The 16,414-nt window shown below is 56.3% G+C and carries 16 protein-coding genes; 7 read left to right on the forward strand and 9 right to left on the reverse strand.

Annotated features, from left to right (window positions below; genetic code table 11):
- Nucleotides 1–18: 18 nt before the first annotated feature.
- The 3 genes from NW839_RS06520 to NW839_RS06530 all read right to left on the reverse strand — a co-directional run bounded on the left by NW839_RS06520 (nucleotide 19) and on the right by NW839_RS06530 (nucleotide 3,291).
- Nucleotides 19–189, reverse strand: a complete 171-nt coding sequence (locus NW839_RS06520; protein ID WP_414343072.1) for a hypothetical protein — start codon at nucleotides 187–189, stop codon at nucleotides 19–21.
- A 338-nt stretch (nucleotides 190–527) separates the two neighbouring features.
- Nucleotides 528–1,976, reverse strand: coding sequence for a DUF2079 domain-containing protein (locus tag NW839_RS06525; RefSeq protein WP_414380534.1), 1,449 nt, complete (start codon nucleotides 1,974–1,976; stop codon nucleotides 528–530).
- A 181-nt stretch (nucleotides 1,977–2,157) separates the two neighbouring features.
- Nucleotides 2,158–3,291, reverse strand: coding sequence for an anhydro-N-acetylmuramic acid kinase (locus NW839_RS06530; RefSeq protein ID WP_414352002.1), 1,134 nt, complete (start codon nucleotides 3,289–3,291; stop codon nucleotides 2,158–2,160).
- Between the two features lie 109 nt (nucleotides 3,292–3,400).
- Here NW839_RS06530 and NW839_RS06535 point away from each other — a divergent pair, with 109 nt between their 5' ends.
- The 3 genes from NW839_RS06535 (at nucleotide 3,401) to fmt (ending at nucleotide 7,063) form a co-directional block, all read left to right on the forward strand.
- A complete protein-coding gene (locus NW839_RS06535; RefSeq protein ID WP_414352001.1) occupies nucleotides 3,401–5,125 on the forward strand; it encodes an electron transfer flavoprotein in 1,725 nt (574 codons plus the stop codon).
- A 160-nt stretch (nucleotides 5,126–5,285) separates the two neighbouring features.
- Nucleotides 5,286–6,014 carry a hypothetical protein gene (locus tag NW839_RS06540; protein ID WP_414352000.1) on the forward strand — a complete coding sequence of 243 codons (729 nt, stop codon included), beginning with the start codon at nucleotides 5,286–5,288 and terminating at the stop codon, nucleotides 6,012–6,014.
- A gap of 80 nt (nucleotides 6,015–6,094) precedes the next feature.
- Nucleotides 6,095–7,063: a methionyl-tRNA formyltransferase gene (gene fmt / locus NW839_RS06545; protein ID WP_414351999.1), complete on the forward strand. Its 969-nt coding sequence runs from the start codon at nucleotides 6,095–6,097 to the stop codon at nucleotides 7,061–7,063.
- A gap of 128 nt (nucleotides 7,064–7,191) precedes the next feature.
- On the opposite strand, the gene radC is transcribed toward fmt, so the two are convergent.
- From radC to NW839_RS06565, 4 genes are read right to left on the reverse strand one after another with little or no spacing between them, the layout of a single operon-like run.
- On the reverse strand, nucleotides 7,192–7,923 hold the full coding sequence (radC, locus tag NW839_RS06550) for a RadC family protein (protein ID WP_414329627.1): 732 nt from the start codon (nucleotides 7,921–7,923) through the stop codon (nucleotides 7,192–7,194).
- A gap of 7 nt (nucleotides 7,924–7,930) precedes the next feature.
- Nucleotides 7,931–9,658, reverse strand: coding sequence for an ArnT family glycosyltransferase (locus NW839_RS06555; protein ID WP_414351998.1), 1,728 nt, complete (start codon nucleotides 9,656–9,658; stop codon nucleotides 7,931–7,933).
- The gene (locus tag NW839_RS06560; protein ID WP_414351997.1) at nucleotides 9,651–10,715 is read right to left on the reverse strand and encodes a CIA30 family protein; all 1,065 of its coding nucleotides are present in this window, start codon (nucleotides 10,713–10,715) and stop codon (nucleotides 9,651–9,653) included. The genes NW839_RS06555 and NW839_RS06560 overlap by 8 nt, the downstream gene beginning before the upstream one ends.
- 38 nt (nucleotides 10,716–10,753) lie before the next feature.
- Nucleotides 10,754–12,031: a cysteine desulfurase gene (locus NW839_RS06565; RefSeq protein ID WP_414351996.1), complete on the reverse strand. Its 1,278-nt coding sequence runs from the start codon at nucleotides 12,029–12,031 to the stop codon at nucleotides 10,754–10,756.
- A gap of 184 nt (nucleotides 12,032–12,215) precedes the next feature.
- Here NW839_RS06565 and NW839_RS06570 point away from each other — a divergent pair, with 184 nt between their 5' ends.
- Complete coding sequence (locus NW839_RS06570; protein ID WP_011433585.1) at nucleotides 12,216–12,434, forward strand: hypothetical protein; 219 nt, start codon at nucleotides 12,216–12,218, stop codon at nucleotides 12,432–12,434.
- A gap of 147 nt (nucleotides 12,435–12,581) precedes the next feature.
- Entirely contained in the window at nucleotides 12,582–12,890 is a 309-nt protein-coding gene (psb35, locus tag NW839_RS06575) for a photosystem II assembly protein Psb35 (protein ID WP_414331646.1), read from the forward strand.
- Between the two features lie 172 nt (nucleotides 12,891–13,062).
- Here psb35 and NW839_RS06580 read toward each other — a convergent pair whose 3' ends face one another.
- Together NW839_RS06580 and NW839_RS06585 are read right to left on the reverse strand one after the other, a co-directional pair.
- The gene (locus NW839_RS06580) at nucleotides 13,063–14,007 is read right to left on the reverse strand and encodes a hypothetical protein (RefSeq protein WP_414351995.1); all 945 of its coding nucleotides are present in this window, start codon (nucleotides 14,005–14,007) and stop codon (nucleotides 13,063–13,065) included.
- 98 nt (nucleotides 14,008–14,105) lie between these two features.
- On the reverse strand, nucleotides 14,106–14,780 hold the full coding sequence (locus tag NW839_RS06585) for a response regulator transcription factor (RefSeq protein ID WP_414342386.1): 675 nt from the start codon (nucleotides 14,778–14,780) through the stop codon (nucleotides 14,106–14,108).
- A gap of 207 nt (nucleotides 14,781–14,987) precedes the next feature.
- On the opposite strand from NW839_RS06585, the gene NW839_RS06590 reads away from it, so the two are divergent.
- Together NW839_RS06590 and NW839_RS06595 are read left to right on the forward strand one after the other, a co-directional pair.
- Complete coding sequence (locus NW839_RS06590; RefSeq protein ID WP_414342387.1) at nucleotides 14,988–15,734, forward strand: rhomboid family intramembrane serine protease; 747 nt, start codon at nucleotides 14,988–14,990, stop codon at nucleotides 15,732–15,734.
- Between the two features lie 65 nt (nucleotides 15,735–15,799).
- Nucleotides 15,800–16,396 (forward strand): Uma2 family endonuclease, encoded by a 597-nt coding sequence (locus tag NW839_RS06595; RefSeq protein ID WP_414351994.1) that lies wholly within the window; start codon nucleotides 15,800–15,802, stop codon nucleotides 16,394–16,396.
- Nucleotides 16,397–16,414 lie beyond the last annotated feature (18 nt).

Consider the following 16,414-nt stretch of genomic DNA (forward strand, 5'->3'; position numbering starts at 1 on the left):
AGCAGAGCAGGCTCAGGGCTACTGAAAGCCCGCTCCGTACCGCTTAGCGGTCGGAGCCGGGTAGTTTACCGCAGGCAAGCCAAAAAAGGTGGCCACCGCTGCAGCAATTCCCCCCTGCAACACTTGACGCCGCTGCAAACGGCTCTCCAGGATGCTGCTGAAAGTGGGGTTGGGAGAGTGGTTACACATAGGCTCGTCCCCAGGACGAAGCTTAGGGCCATGCGAATGGATACTCATGTTGACTTCTCCTCTTGTCTTGACAAGTTTTGTTTAGAAACTTGACGAGTCTTATAAAAAGGACCCACTCCCTGCGCTAGTCTATCTGCGCATCAGAATTAGGCACTACAACGTTAAGAGGAGACCAAGGCTAGGTTAAGCCTTGCAGGTCTAAACAGTTTCTTTAGATTGAGGCGGCAGTTTCTTAACCGTTTGTTACGATGGGAAGAGGACTTGCCTGATGTCAAGTGAATCAATTGCTGAATCAACTGCGAATGAAGAAGTGGCCTGCAGTCCTTGAATAGCGATTCTTAGGATTCTTTTCGTAACCTAGAGAACAAATACACCCCATCTTGATGGTACAGAAGCTGAAACTGGGTTTCCTTCTGTAAAGCTTCGATCAGGATGCGGGAGAACTCTGGAGTGCTGCGCCACCCCGGATGACGGGTGTTGAGCAACACATAATCAAAGGGATCCCACTGAGAGGGCGGGGATCCATTGAAGCGGCCCTCGTCTGTAAAGTAGATTACAGGTCGCTGGGTGAGGTGAGGGCTGATCTCGTGGGTGGTGAGGACGCCCCCTTGGGTGGTGATCTGGGCAAGAGCCTGTCGGGTTGCCTGCCAAGTGTCCAGGGAGCTGAGATAAATCGAGCCGAAAAAGGTGTATTTCCCCAAGGCCAAAAAGGCCAGCGAAGACCAGATCAGGGGCAGTTTTCCATCTTTTATAAAATGGCTCTGGAAGAGGTGATTTTTCACATTCTCGATGACAGCTAAGAACAAGAAAGGAACGATAGGCAAAGCGTACTGATGCACCAGATCTCGATAGGCGGGGTTGCTGGAGAGTATATTCAAACCCAGGGTAGGCAGGGCAGGGATCCAGGGATCCCAGTGTCGCCAAGAGAGGCCCCAAGCCAAAGGCGCAACCAATAAAAATCCATAAAACAGGGTGTCCAGAGAGAAGACTTTGCTCAAAACCAGCATCGGTCTCAAGATTAAACCTTGAACAATTTCCGCAACAGAATTCCCTAGATAGTCGTAATGAGAAACGGCTGCCGGCTCGCTGCCGCTGAAGTAAGGGATGATCCCAAAAGTGGCTATCCCAAACCAAGCCGATCCTGCCGCAATTGCCGTCCAGCCGCCCACTTGGCAGCGCCATTGCCAGCGTTCTTGAATTCGTCCTCTTTCCCAAAGCAACAGCCAGGCTCCCAGGGCGACAACATTGAGAGACAACACTGCTTTACAGCCGAGGATGCCGCTCAAACAGAGAAGGAACCCCCACAATTTTCCAGAGCGAATGCAGAGCACAGCCGCCAAGAAAAGAGGAACAGCTATGACCTCTGGATGAAAATCAAAAAGGTTGGCGTTAAAAATGGCCGGGTAGAGAAGATAGGCCCCGGCAATCACCATTGCTTGGCCGGGATCGACCTTGGCCTGAAGTGCAAGGTGATAAATAGCCAATGCTCCCAAGGTTAACGCCAGGGATTGGAGCCCAAACAGCCAATAGACCGAGGGGACAATGCGGTACAAAAAGCTGATGGGATAGAGAATAAAGGCTGCGTGGTCTCCCAAGATGTGGATCCCTCGAATGGTGGAAAATGGAATCTCTCCTCGACTGATTAGATATATGGATTGGTCAAAGATGCCGAGATCGTATCCTCCAGACTGAAACAGGTGATGCCGTACAACACTACAGCTCAAAAGAATGAAGAAATTAAAAATCATGATTGCCAGCAGAAGTGGAGGCAGAGGACGATCCTTCATAAGAACTAGGGCTTTTGATTTATAGATCTTGGCAAGGTAACTTTATCGCTTTTCTCAGCCTTGCGTGACATCCTAGCGAGATCTGGATTCGGCAGAGGCTCCGCCGCAATTCCGGACATTTCTCTTTCCTCGGGAGTATGAGGAATGGCTCAAGCTTGTTGGAGATAACGATACGGATGAGTTAGGACTGGTTACGACAAGAGGGTGTGATTTGGCCCAAGATGGCAGCATGTCTTGCCCCAGTTGCTTCCGGTAAATTGTTGGTCTTACCTTGCCAGGTTTTATAGGCCAATACCGCGAAGGCAAGGGCCTCTTTGGCCTTAGAAGGGATCCCCACTTGGTCGGAAGTCAACAGGGTTGTGGTCGGCAGTTGCTCCTGCAGCAGTTGCATGAGAACAGGGTTTTGGGTGCCGCCACCGCTGAGGATAACTTGATCTGGGGTCGCGGGCAAAAAGTCCCTATAGGCTTGGGCAATGGAGCAGGCCGTAAACCCTGTGAGGGTGGCAATACAGTCGTGAGCAGATATAAATTGGGTCCAAATTTGCTCCAAATAAAGGGATCCAAAATACTCTCTGCCAGTGGTTTTGGGCGGTGCCTTTTGAAAATAGGGATCCCGCATCCATTCTGCAACTTTTTCCCAGTGGACTTGGCCTTGGGCAGCCCATTTTCCATCGCGATCAAAGGCTTGTTGTCCTTGGCTGGCCCGCATCACCGCCAGATCGATCAAAATGTTGCCGGGGCCAGTGTCGAAGGCCAAGGGGGATCCCCCACTGCAGAGGCTGGGGAGATAGGTGAGGTTGGCAATGCCGCCGATGTTTTGGGCCACACGATGAAGGTGGGGATGCCTCAACAGCAGCCAATCCACAAAAGCTACCAAAGGTGCGCCTTGACCTCCTGCCGCCATGTCCCGCGCCCGAAAATTGCTCACCACCGGGATCCCGGTCAGCTCGGCAATCACCGCAGCTTCACCGATTTGCAAAGTCGAAGCTTCTGGCCCACCGGGGTTATGCCAAAGGGTTTGGCCATGGCTGCCGATGAGATCGATCTGTTGGGGGGTAAGATGGGCCGCTTGGATCCCTTGCAAGGCCGCTGCCGCAAAAGCTCGACCCAAGCGAAAGTTCAAGGTGCAGATGTGATCTACCGTGCCGGTTTTGGGATTCGCAGCCCGCAAAATCTCTGCCCGCAGCGTCGGGGAATAGGGGATTGTTTGGAAATGTATCAACTCCCACTGTAGGGAATCGTCGCCCTCGATGCGGACGATGGCTACATCGATCCCGTCTACAGAGGTGCCCGACATTAAGCCAATGACAATCATTTTGCTGGCGGCTCAACCAGAGGCTTGAGAAGGTCTAAAGTTTTGCCCCCTTTCCCCTTCCCCTTTTTAGGATACAGGCAGGGTATCCAGAGCTACCGTGTGGGGGACTATGAGTGAAGCCATCCGCTACGACCTTCTTTTGGTGGGGGGAAGCTCCTCCAACTTGATCTTGGCCCACCGCCTTTTGGATCTGGCCAAGCTCTCTGGGCTGAAAATCTCTATTGCCATTTTGGAAAAAGCCCGCCAATTCGGCGGTCACATCGTCAGTGGCGCCATCTGCAACCTCCAAGTGATCGCCAAGCTCTTCCCCGATTTTGAAAGCCAAGGATTTCCCCACGAAGGCCGGGTGGAAGCCAATCACTTGAGCGTGCTGGGATCCCAACAGCGCTGGGATCTGCCGGAAGCGGTGATCCCGCCGGGATTTCGCAAGCAGGGGCAGTTCATTCTCACCCTCAGCCACGTCATCCGTTGGCTGGCCGAAACCCTGCAGGAAAAAGCCAAAGGGATCCCAAATGTTACCCTCGATGTGTTCCCCGGCTTTGCCGCCCATGAAATCCTCTACGAGGGGGAGCGGGTGATCGGGGTACGGGCAAGCGATTCCGGCCAAGTTTACGAAGATTGCATCTTTGCCGAACTCACCTGTTTCGGCGACAAAGGCTTCATTTCCAAAGATCTCATCGAGAAGTTTCAACTGCGCCCCAACCCGCAATTGTGGTCGGTGGGGGTCAAAGAGGTGTGGCAGATCCCCCAGTCCCTGCAGGGGCAGGTGTGGCATACCCTGGGCTACCCGGTTTTGGATGGCAGCTTCAGCGGGGGCTTTGTCTATGGCCTCAAAGACAATCGCCTGGCTTTGGGTCTGATCATCGGCCTCGACAGCAAAAACCCCAACCTCAACCCCCAGCAACGTCTGCAGGAGTTCAAGGCTCACCCCTGGATCCAGTCCCTAATTGCTGGCGGCAGGTTGCTCAAATATGGGGCTGCCGTGATTCCCGAAGGGGGCTACCACAGCCTGCCCACCCGGTTTGGCGTTGAGGGAGCCCTGCTGTTGGGGGATGCGCTGGGGGTGTTGGATGTGGGCAGCTTGGCCGGGGTGGATAATGCCATGGAAACCGGCTATCTGGCGGCGGGCCTCATTCACGATGGCTTCTTGAAAGGGGATCTGCGCATCCAGGCCGACTACCAAAGGGCGGTGATGGAAAGTGCGGTGGGGCAAAACCTCTACCGCAGCCGCTACTTCCGCGAGGCTTTTTTGGAAAACTCCCGCCTGCTGGAAGAATATTTACCTCAGGTGTGCCGCAGCGTCGATGCCGGCCACCCCTGGCTGGGATCCCTGCGCTGGGGCCTGCAGGATCCCGTTCGCCGCGGACGAGAAACTCTGCGCGCCTACACCCTGCTCACCGGGCGGGTCAGCCCCAGCGAGCCACCCCCGCGAGGCTATGTGGCCCCCCACGCTGCCATTCAAGCGGATTTTGTGGCCCCCACAACCTTGGCTCCCCAGGAATTGGCCTCTCGACCGGGCTATTTCTCGCGGCCCGATGCGGTTTTTTTTGCGGATCCCCGCTACCCCGAGGGTAACCGTCACATCCTGGAGTTCGACGCCGAAACCTGCCGCCGGTGCATCGCCACCTACGACAAGCTGAATCGCCCCACCCCCTGCGTGGCCGACTGCACAGCCGAGGTACACCACATCCGCGACCAAAATGGCATCCGCTCCCATGCCATGTCTTTGGAAAACTGCATCCAGTGCCGCACCTGCGAGATCATCTGTCCCCACTTAAACTTGCGGGTCAACCCCAGCTACGAGGGATCCGGGCCGGATTTCTATGGGCTGTAGCCGTTGCTGAGGTTAACTCAGTTCGCTGCAGCTCGCCTGATCCTGGGGGTCTAGCAACTGAGGTGAATCGATCTGGCCATCTTGGCCGGCGATCCCAGGGATCCAAGCAACCTAGGAAATTGGCTAGGTTGAGTTACGGCTTGTTGGAGATCTTTTGTCGGTGAGCGATTCTTTGGATGTCCAGGCTCCTCTGCCCACCATTTTGGCCGATCTGCAAGAAGCTCTGGAATCCCTGGGGTTGGGCCATCTTCAGGTACAAGCGCGGCTTTCCGGCCACCGCCTGTTGCTGCGTCTAGAAGGGGATCCCTTGCCTGAGCCGAATGCTTTGCTGGGGAGCCTCTCGCCGGCATTGGAGCACATGGCGCTGACCCACAGGCAGCGTCAGGTGGAGCTGTTTGGCTTTCTGGCCAATGAAGGGATCCCAGAATGGCACTGCGAGTGGCGCTACCAGCCCCAGCCCAACCCCAACAGCCCTCTGTATCGCGCTCAGCGGGGGGATGAGGTGGCCATCCAGCAGGTGTTCAATTACCTGTTGCGTCCAGAAGGGATCCAAGCACGGGTTCATTTCCATCCCAAACTGGGCCTCCTGCAGGTGAACTTGCAGGCGGCAGAAGCCCCGGATCCGGATTGGGCTAGGGATTTTCTGCGGCGAGCCTTAACCCGTCTGGAATGGACTTTTTTGCAACGGCTGCGGCTTTCTGGGCAGAAACTGGGCTCTTTTTTCCCGGCCTGGAGCCAAGAGTTCGATCTCAAACAGCCTGCCTTTTGGCAGTCCCCGCAGGTGCCCTTGACCGGGCGATCCCCCATCTTAGAGAGAGAAATCTCTCCGCTGGATAAGCCGCCACCCCCTTCTCCTGCCTCCCAGACTGAATCTCCGGGTGTCAGTTGACGGAGGAGATAGTAAGTAGCCGAGCGTTTGCAGCCGCTGGCTGAGCGTATTCTGAAGGACAGTGCTCGTTGGGGTTGGCCATGCGGGTTGTTTTTTTCGGCACGCCAGAGTTTGCCCTGCCTTCGCTGCAGATCCTGTTGCAGCCGCAGTCCCCCTTTGAAGTGGTGGGATTGATCTGCCAGCCGGATCGGCCCCAGGGACGGGGACAAAAGGTGCTTCCCCCCCCTACCAAGGTTCTCGCCCAGGCCCACGGGATCCCGGTGTGGCAGCCTGTCCGCCTGCGGCGGGATCCCCAAGTGCTGGCGGCTCTGGAGGCGCTGGCTGCCGATGTGTTTGTGGTGGTGGCCTACGGCCAGATCTTGCCCCTGACGGTGTTGCAGATGCCCAAGCTGGGCTGTGTGAATGTGCATGGATCCCTCCTGCCCGCCTATCGTGGCGCTGCCCCCATCCAGTGGGCTATTGCCAACGGAGAAACCGAGACCGGCGTGACCACCATGCTCATGGATGAGGGAATGGATACGGGGGCCATCCTGCTCCAGGCCAAGCTACCCATTGGGCCAGAGCAAACCAGCCTAGAATTGGCACCCCAACTGGCTCAACTGGGGGCAGAACTCTTGGTGGAAACACTCCTGAAATTGGAGAAAGGGGAACTCACCCCTATTCCTCAGGATGGATCCCGGGCAACCTACGCCCCTTTGCTCAAAAAACAAGACTTTCACCTCGACTGGCAGCACCCTGCCCAGGCCTTGCACAACCAAATCCGCGCCTTTTCCCCCAACTGTTTCACCAGTTTGAGGGGGCAGCGGATCAAAATTGTCCGCTCTGCCTCTCCCCAACTGCACTCGCCACCCCCTGAAATCCCCCAGGGCAGTCCCGGAGAAGTGGTGGGGTTGGCCAGAGGAGAAGGGATCTACGTAGCCACAGGAGAGGGATCCCTGTTGATTCGACGGGCGCAACTGCCCGGCAAAAAAGAACAGTCCGCTTGGGACTTGGTCAATGGCGGCCAGCTCAAGGTGGGGATGCGTTTTGAGCCACTCCCCGATTCTTGAGAGCCCACACACAGGGATCCCTTGGGCGTGGTCAACCCAAATGGTGGCGAATAAATGGTGGCGAATACAGTAATGAATGAAACATTTCCGTTGCATTACTCCCCTCTCCCTCTGGGAGAGGGTGAGGCTTACTCCGGCTGGGGAAACTCCTGCCAAAGGGTGGTGCGTTGGCGCAAGCTGAGGAACTGTCCGCCGCCCAAGATGAGGTGGTCCAAAACCGGGATCTGCAGCAGCTGCCCCGCCTGCAAGAGTTGCCGGGTAAGGGCAAGATCTTCTGGGCTGGGATCCAAGCTGCCGGAAGGGTGGTTGTGGGCCACCAGGATGCGGCTGGCTCCTTGCTTGATGGCGCTGCGGAAGGTTTCCCGCGGATGGGTGAGGGTTTCGGTGGCTGTCCCCCGGGTTACGATCTGCTGGCCAATGAGGCGGTGCTTGATATCTAGGTGCAAAACGGCAAAATGCTCCTGGGTCTCCCACATCAGGTCGCCGCTCAGGGCCATGGCTGCCTGTTCCGGCGACTCGATCACCGTGCGTTCTGGCGGGCGACCCAAAAACACCCGTCGCCCCAGCTCGATGGCGGCCAACACCGTTGCTGCCTTGGCCGGGCCAATGCCTTCAATTTGCAGCAGCTCCCCTGCCTCCACCTGGCGCAGTTGGGCCAAGGGATCCCCTTGGGCTTCCAATTTTTTCAGGAGCAACTGGGCGAGGCCGACTGCCGAGAGCTTGCCCGGCCCCTGGCCAGTGTTGAGCAAGATGGCCAGCAGCTCGGCGTGGGAGAGGTGCCTTGCCCCTTGGCTGAGCAGCCGCTCGCGGGGACGATCTTGGGCAGGAATATCGCTGATGCGCAGCACGTACTGGCTCATCTGGGGCCTAGGGAGGAGAAGAGGTTTTTTTCAACAGCCAAAAGGGACTGCGGCGCTCGACGACCCGCCAAGATCCCAGAATGGCTGCCTGTTCGCCCTCGGGAGCTGTAAGTTCAGCTACAAAGGGATCCCAGGTAACCAGGTAGTCGGGCGCCTGCCCCTGGGCTTGCCAGTCGGCCAGCTCTTCTGGGCTGGCGGCGTAGGGAACCTGCAGCGGGCCATAAAAATAGGGTACAAAAGAGCGAAAGCCGTACAGGCCCACCGTTCCAGAGAGAGCCGGCTGGGCGTTGTTTTCGGAAGTGGCAAACTGCCGGAAAAAGTGGACGGCTCCCCCCTGGGTGTGTTGCAGCAGGCGGGGGAAGACCCAGCACCAGGCCAGTTGGGCGCTCAGTCCCGTGGCCAAGAGCAAAACTGTCCAGCCCCAAGCCCGCCGCCGTCCTCGACTCCAAAGGAGAATTCCCAGCAGCAGGATCGCGGCGGGGACGTAGGTCAACACCGGCCACTCCACCTCAGCCTGCAGGTATCCCAGCACCAAGCTGCTGGAAAAGTCGTCAGGGATGCCGGCAAAGACCCATGCTTGGACTAGCCCAGCGGGGTCCTGGGATCCCAGCCAGGGCAGCAACAGCCACAGGGCCAGCCAAAACAAGCCACTGAGCAGGATCCAGGCACTTTCCCAAAAACTGGGCCCTCTTTTCTCAGCAACCAGGCGCTGCAAGCGCAGGGCAGCAAAGTAGGCCCCAATGGGGTACAGCAGCGAGGTGTAGTGAACCAGCTTGGTTTGCACCAGCAGCGAAAACAGGGCCAGCACCACCCCAAAAGCCACCAACAGCAGAGATTCTGCCCGCCGAGTCAAATCCACCGAGCCCACGCTCCTGGGGATGGGCTGCAGGATCTCGGCCAAAGCCAGAGCGCCCCAGGGAAAGCACCCCAGGGCAAAGGCCAACAGATGAAAATAAACCGGGCCGGGATGCCCATCTGAGCTGGTGAGGATGCGCCATTGGTAGCGCCCAAACTCTTCCACCCATTCTGGCCCCCGTTGCACCCCCTCCAACGCCAGCCAAGTGAGGGGAACAGCCACAGCTAGGCTGAGGAAAACCAGGCTCTCCCCCCATCGAAGGGGAGGATCCCGTTGCCAGAGCTTGTAGAGGATCCAGACAGCCAGGGGCAACACCAGCCCCACCGGCCCTTTGGCCAACACTGCCAAGCCCAGGGCCAGCGCCCCCACCGCTCTCCACCTGCGTCCAGAGTACCCGGCCCGCCAGGCCTCCTCGGCGGCCCAAAGGGATCCCAGCCCCACACCCATGCCCAGGTTGAGTAGCGGGTCGATGAGACCAGTTTTGTAAAAAAACAAGGGCAGGTAGCCCGTCAGCAGCAAGATCCCCCATAGGCAGCCGAACCCCATCCCGCCCAGACAGGATCCCCACCCCACCAGCAGCGCCACCGTGATCCCGCCAGCAAAAGCATTGGGCAAGCGCGCTGCCCCTTCGTTCATCCCTAAAACAGCCATGGACAGGGCCTGCAGCCAAAAAAAGAGAGGGGGCTTCTCGAAAAAAGGCTCCCCGTTGATGGCCAACGAGAAAGGATCCCCGCTGGCCAGCATCTGCCGCGCCAAGCTGGCGTAGATCAGCTCATCCCAGTCGAACAGGTAGGGGATCCCCTGACCTACCCACAGCCACAGGCCGGCCAAAAGCCCCATCCCCAGGGATCCCTTGAGGCGGCCCAGAAAGCTAGGCATGGAAAGCTTCTGAAGACACCACCCGGCCCACGCTCTGAGGCGAGCGCAGGAGGCGGAGCAACTGGGCTGCCAGAGCGGATCCCTCTGTCTCTACCGGAATCTCCACCCCACACCAACGGCTGGAGCTACCCTGCAGGGCAGCTATCCACTCCGGGGCAAGGGATCCCCGCGCCACCCCGATCAATTGCGGCAGAGGCTCCCGACGATACAGCCCAATCCAGCGCAAGCCCAGTTGAAAAGGCCCCGGTCGGAAACGGGGGTTCAAGCGGCCATCCGCCTCAAACTTGCTCAACATCACCTGCAGAGAGCAGATCTGGCGAGTATTGAGCGCAGGAGCCGAAGGCACAAGGCGGGCGCGGAACGTGGCAACCATCTCCGCAAAGGGGATCTGAACGGTCTGCTCTTCTCCCGGCGCAGTGTCGAACGCATAGCCGTAGGCGGGGCTGTCCCAGCCGCCTTGATCCCGCAGTAAGACCTTATACCGCTGCCCATCCCCTCGCAGGCGCAGCTCCAGACCGGCAAACCCCGACAAGTCCAGCGGCGGCTGCCAATTGCGGGTGCGCGTGGAAACAAACCCCCCAAAGTTGGCCGTGGAAACTTGCCCTGTAAACAGAAGCTGCCCCTCCCCCCACTGCAACTGGCTTTGGCTCACCCCGCCCATCACCACATCGTCCAAAATGCCCCAAAACCGGTTCAGATCTGGGTTGGGCCGGCGAAAGTCGAACAGCATTCGCTCCGTTTGCCCACTGCTGCGCAATTGCTCCAGATAAGCCTTGGCCGTTGGTGGATCCCCCAAACCTAGGATCACGGTTGCTGTCGCCCAATCTGGCGTATGGCTCACCTCCACGCCCTGCTGCCGCAGGGCCTCCGCCAACCCGTCAGGCAAACCTTCCCCCACCACCCCTATCTGGATAGCGACCGGCTCGGAAAGAGAAGGTGGCACAAAATCATCCTCCACGGCCTGGAACCCATTTTGAACCCGACGCCACACCTCAGCCCAAGGCAGGGCCTCATAGTAGGTGAGCGTGTTCCAGAACCGCCCCAGATCCCAAGGCATGAGTCTACCTCATCTCTTCAGAGGTCTATCCCGGATCCCTAGCTTAGGGCAGCGCCGAAGAACTCCACCGCTTCTGCCAACACGTCTAAAAAGCGATCCACCTCCGCCAACGTGTTGTACAGGTAAACACTGGCTCGGGCAGTGGACTGTACTCCCAAATAGCGATGGAGGGGTTGAGTGCAGTGGTGCCCCGCTCGAACGGCAATGCCCTGCTCATCCAGCAAGGTAGACAGGTCGTGAGGATGGACGGCCTCCACCGAAAAGCTGACCAGCCCTGCCCGTCGCGCCGGATCCTTGGGGCCATAAACCGTAATACCCGCTATGCGCTGGATCCCGTCCAACAGGTGGGCAATCAACCTTTGTTCGTGGGCATGAACCCGCTCCAGACCGATCTGGCTCAAGTAATCTACGGCTGCCCCTAACCCCACCGCCTGGGCAATCGCCGGCGTACCAGCCTCAAATTTGTGGGGGATATCCGCATAGGTGGCGTGATCCCAGTACACATCGGCGATCATCTCTCCCCCGCCCAAAAAGGGAGGCATCGCTCGCAGCAGCTCCCGCCTGCCGTAGAGGACGCCGATCCCCGTCGGGCCACACATCTTGTGCCCCGAAAAGGCCAGCCAATCGCAATTCAGCGCCTGGACATCCACAGGCATGTGGGGCACGCTCTGGCAGGCATCCAGCAAAACCTTGGCCCCGTAGCGATGGGCCAGCTCAGTCATCTCCTGGACGGGATTGATGGATCCCAGCATGTTGGAGACCTGGGTTACCGCCACCAAGCGGGTGCGGTCGCTGAGCAAAGACCGGTAGTGCTCCAGATCCAGCTCTCCCTCTGGCGTGATCTGGATGAACTTGAGGTGGGCTCCCGTCTTCTGGGCCACCCATTGCCACGGGATTAGGTTGCTGTGGTGCTCCATCACCGAGAGGACGATCTCATCCCCCCGCTCCAGATGGCTCAAGCCCCAACTGTAGGCCACCAGATTGATGGCTTCGCTGGCATTGCGGGTGTAAATGATCTCCTGAGGAGAAGGCGCGTTCACAAAACGAGCGATCTTTTCCCGCGCCCCCTCATAGGCATCTGTGGCTTCGTTGCTCAGCGTATGGACCCCACGATGCACGTTGGCGTTGCAGTGTCGATAGTAATGATCCATCGCCTGCATAACCGCCAGTGGCTTTTGAGAAGTGGCGGCATTGTCAAAGTAGATTAGCGGGTGGCCGTTGACCTGGCGCTGCAAAATCGGAAAATCTGACCGCACCTGGGCAGCCAGATCGAAAGAATGGTCAAGCTTGAGAGAAGAAAGGGGGGATACCGCCATGGTCTGCGCAAAAAGCCTGCTTCCCTCAGTATGACATCGCTTCCGGCCAGCCTTCGGCAAACCCATCCGCCCAATCCCTTCCAGCATCCAGGGATCCCTTCCTCCCTGACCTGAAAGCGAAGCTTGTCACAAAATGTAACTTTGTGTTAAGTTTGGTTACAGCAACCAATACGAGGTATTAGCAATGCAATCGTCTCCCAGAATCCCTTCTCGTCTGGACTCCGCTTCTGTTGCCCAGTACTACGACACCACCAACGACTGGATCCCAGGCTGGACAGAGCAAGCGGAGCGTTGGAATGGACGCTTGGCCATGTTGGGCTTGGTGATCAGCATTGCTACAGAAGCGGTGCTGGGCCACAGTGTTTTTGCCAGCACTCTCGCCCAGTGGCTAGGTCTGCAATAACCTGCAATAATTTGTCGAAGAACTTTTCGGTAGAGCCACATTGGACATCTCACAGACTTTCTCTTCGGCTTTGAGATGTTACAGCTCTACCCTTTTTGGGAGCTTTTTCACCCTTCAATCCCTATCTATCCCTATCTCGACAGTCCGATGATGCTTGACAATCCCTTCCTCCCCTACATTGCCGTCATGGTGGCCGGGCTGGTGGCCGCTGTTGTGATTGGCTCGATGGCTTTCTTCAACTCCAAGCGCCCTGCTGGCTGGGAAGGCGCCGGTCGCCCGCGGTACGTGCCGCAGTACGGTCAAGACGGCGATACCCCGCCGGAGTGGGAGATTGGCTGGACGGAGAAGGCGGAGCGATGGAACGGACGGCTGGCCATGTTGGGGTTTGCCATAAGTGTTGTGGTAGAGGCCATTGTGGGCCACAGTGTGTTTGCCTCTGCACTGGGGATCCACTGATCCAAGTTGAAAGCTGTCCGGCGCCCAGTCGTCTCGAGGAAATAAAGGCGGAAGCTATGGAAGCCTGCTTTTTCCTCATGCGTGCTCTTTGTCTTTGCCGTGCAGTACTACCTCGCTTATCTCCTGGAAAGGCTGTACCCAAAGATCGGTGCCTCCTCCATTCGGTTGGTGTCTAGCCATCTGTTGCCTGTCTAATATGATTCTCAAAGGTGAGACGTGCTGGAAGCTCAGAAAGGTTCATAGGGATACCCACAAGCTTGAGTGTCTTGAAAAATAGATGGAAGTTATCTACCTTGTCACAGCGGAAGTAACAATCAGAGCTCTTTGTTGACCTAGACCCTGAGATAAACTCCAGGCGGAATACGTAACCATCCTCACTATCAATGCACAGCTTAATCTCTTTGATAGCCTGGATCCTAAATAACAATCGCTCTGAAGAACCGAAATCCTTGACTCTAACGTACTCCCTACTTATGGCAACGCATCCAAATGAAACCTCTTGTCCACGCTCAATTGCTTCTCTCATGCCTTTCCAGCGCGTGGAGCAAATGTAGCTGGCTACATACCTCATCAAAGGCAAAGACGGGGAAGATATAGATACGACAGGATTTCCTTGGCAATTGATGTAGTAGCTGTAGTATGGGTAGCATTCTGATTTGACAAAACCGACACTCTTCTTACTGAAGTCCACGTTCACTGAGACAATTTCGTTATACCTATAGGCAAGTCTGTTCTGCTTTCCTAGGATGTCACGATAGATGTCATGATAAATGAAGCCATTGCTCAAAATAACAACCCTAGATTTATAGGGTTGATTTGAGTACCAATAGTACCAAAGAAGCATCGATAAACCACCCAACAATCCAGAAAAAGCCATAGCAATAGGAGGTATGCCACTGGCCAAAGTGCTAGGGATCCATGTCCCTAAGGCAGAAAGTATTGCCGATAGAACTGCGAAGATAGGAAGTCCAATAAGTAGCAATGTAGATAAAGATACCGACACAACACGCATCAGCAAAGTAAAAGGGCTCCATTTCTCGATTGGCGTTTCTTCTGTTGTTACGAGGTATCCCAGTGACTTATCCCGTACCAGCTTTGTCTCGGCCTCTAATAACATCACTTATCCCCCCTCACTTCTTGGATAAGCTCCATTGGCAATCTATGCCAAAGTAGTGTTTAGAGACAAACAGAGACAAACTCATAATCTATTCTGTTTCACCACTGGATAATCTTTTTCTGAACGGCTGTCATACACATGGCAACGCGAGCATTGATCTCATCCTCAGAGCCGAAAATATCCAACTTTTCTTTGAGCCTCTGGATACAGTTTTGTACGGTCTTCTTGCTGGTGTGAATGCGATCGGCAATGGCTTGGTCGGTGAGGGCTTCTTTGCAGAGCAAGTTCAAGACCTCAATTTCTCGTTCTGTCAGCTTCGTAAGACCGCGCAACTCCCGCGGCATGCGCAATTCTCCATTGAGGGCACTTTTGGCCCCCTCCAAAAACACGGTGCGCCGTTCCATTTTGTTGACCGCGGCAAACCCACCCTGGTGTTTGCTGATCAGGCCCACCAATGGAGTGAGCAGCAGCGGCTCGCTGGAATAGGCCATCACATTCAAGGTGGGGTAGTTCTCAAAGATATGACGCAGGAACTCTAGGCCAGGCTCGGCAGACTGCTCCCCGCTGGTTTGACCGTAGAGCAGATCGGCTACAACCAAGTCTGGTTGTTCCCGCTGCAAGCGCAGGATGGCGTCCATAGGGTTGGTGACCGTAATGCACTGAGCATCGGCTGCAATCCGTTGCAGCCACTCACAGTTGTTCTGGGCCACCTCTGGATGATCTTCGACGATCAAAAACTTGAGCGGGGCAGTGGCGCTTTCAACCTCGGGCATCAATCCACTCCTCTAAATCCTTATCTTGTAGTCCATTCTCTGCCGAGCGAGCTTGGCCGAGATGCGTTCGTCGGCAAGGGATCCGTCTGCAAGCATAGCTCCCAGCCGACTACCCCAGTGTAGCCTCAGGTAGGGGCTTAGAGGTGAGCCTGGGGGGGTGGGAAAGGACAGGTTAGGCTAGAGGGTGACGTCGACTGGATCTTAACTGTGGTACCCCTGCAAGATCGCAACCCAACCACCCGCACAGCCTATGTCACTTATGCCCTGGTGATCGTTAACATCTTAATTTTTCTGTACCAGCTAACCCTGTCGCCACAAGAGCTGGCAGCTTTTTTCCGGGAGTGGGCAGTGGTACCGATAGAGTTGACGGCCAGTTTTCGAGGGGAGATCACCTCTTCGTCGCGTCCAGAATGGGTAACCCTATTCACCTCACAATTTCTGCATGGGGGCTTTCTCCACATTGGCGGGAACATGCTTTTTTTGTGGGTTTTCGGCAACAACGTTGAGGATCGCTTGGGCCATGTGCGCTACCTCATCTTCTACCTGACTTGCGGAGCTTTGGCTGCATTAACGCAGTGGTTTTTCGATATGGGATCCCCCATTCCTTCACTGGGGGCAAGTGGTGCCATTGCCGGCGTATTGGGAGCGTATATTTTGCGCTTTCCACGGGCCGAGATCCTGACCCTGGTGCCCTTGGGTATTTTCATCACAACCCTCTACGTTCCGGCTTGGGTGTTCCTAGGCTTTTGGTTCATCCAGCAAGCTTTCTACGGCATTGCCAGCCTACAGACGCCTACCAATATCGGTATGCAGGGTGGGGGAATTGCTTACTGGGCCCATGCGGGCGGTTTTGTGTTTGGGGCCATTTTGGGGCCGCTGATGGGGTTGTTTTCCGGCAAAAGCCCTTATGACCGCCAAATGACTTGGCAACAACGTGACAGGGATCTGTTTTGATTTGATCAGCTTTGATACTTTCTCAGTCTATTGTTAATCGGATAGCAGCGTGATGGGAGAAAGCCATGGTCAGTCTATCTGCCAAGCCTCTAACTCTGGAAGACTTTCTACAACAGCCGGAAACTCAGCCCGCCAGCGAGTTCATCAAAGGAGAAATTATCCAGAAGCCCATGCCACAGGGAAAACATAGCCGTCTCCAACTAAAACTGGGTAGCTTCATTAACGAGATGTTGGAGCCTTCTCAACTGGGAATGGCATTTCCAGAGCTGCGCTGCACCTTCGCCGGATACGCGATTGTGCCCGATATTTCTGTGATCCCCTGGGATCGGATCCCTGTGGATGAAGATGGCACCATTCAAAATCTCATCCCCTTTTGCCCGGATTGGATGATCGAGATTCTCTCTCCCGATCAAAATCCAATGAAGCTGGTCAAAAAAATCTTGATCGGCCTGGATCACGGCTGCCAAATGGGGTGGATCGTGGCTCCCGAAGAAAGGGTTGTTTTCGCCTACCCTGCCGGGCAGCAGCCGACGGTGCATGAGGATCCCCAAGAGGTGATCCCCACTCCTGCCTTCGCCTCAGGGATCCAACTGACAATCGCAACTTTGTTCGGCTGGATGCAAGTTCAAGCTGGCGAGAGCCACAAGTCCAATGCGGGATAGAAAAAGAGTGGATCTCCT

The sequence above is a fragment of the Synechococcus sp. R5-15 genome (assembly GCF_047462035.1).
In the GTDB taxonomy this organism is placed as follows: domain Bacteria; phylum Cyanobacteriota; class Cyanobacteriia; order Thermostichales; family Thermostichaceae; genus Thermostichus.